This window comes from Halalkalibacter lacteus, assembly GCF_036663595.1.
GTDB classification, from domain to species: Bacteria; Bacillota; Bacilli; order Bacillales; family Bacillaceae_D; genus Halalkalibacter; species Halalkalibacter lacteus.
On the sequence record NZ_JAWRVL010000091.1, the window covers coordinates 1 to 647 of the forward strand.

Sequence of the window (647 nt, forward strand, 5' to 3'; positions counted from 1 at the left end):
TAATACTTTATACACTTTTTTATGCATGTTTCTAGCAATCGCATAAGCGACCAATGAGTTCGTTAACACCGTTAAAAAAACGGTGAAGAACGTAATATAGAAACTATTCGAAAACGCATTAAAGAAATTGGTCATTTCAATGGCTGTTGTGAAATTCTCAATACTCCACGAAGAAGGAAGAGCTAAAATACTTCGAGCCGTTTCTTGCGGCGTTTTAAATGCATTCACAACGGTTAAATAAAGTGGAAATAAAATGACGATAGAACCAACGATAAGTAACGTGGTGACGGTCCAGTTTATTTTTTTCGTGTTCATTACATCTGCACCTCCCGCTTCTGTAAGAAACGAATTTGAATAATCGAGATCGTTACGATGATGATAAAGTAAATCACCGCATTAGCCGATTGATAAGCGAATTCCCCGCCTTGGAAACCACCACGGTAAATCAATAAGGAAATCGACTCTGTTGATCGACCTGGTCCACCGCCTGTTAACGCCATAATGTGGTCAAAGACCATTAAGAAATTTTTCATTGCAAGGACCATATTGATCGTGAAAAACGGCGCAATAAGCGGGAATGTGATTTTCCAAAATTCCTGCCATTTATTGGCTCCATCTAAATTAGACGCTTCATAAAGTCCTTGATC

1 protein-coding gene and 1 pseudogene are annotated in these 647 nt (G+C 38.5%); both read right to left on the reverse strand.

The window, feature by feature from the left end:
* Positions 1 to 315, reverse strand: a pseudogene (locus tag SAZ04_RS23740) (carbohydrate ABC transporter permease); the annotation flags it as partial.
* Positions 315 to 647 (reverse strand): carbohydrate ABC transporter permease (locus SAZ04_RS23745; RefSeq protein WP_332699550.1); only part of this gene is annotated, 333 nt, incomplete at its 5' end. The gene SAZ04_RS23745 and the pseudogene SAZ04_RS23740, both read right to left, overlap by 1 nt.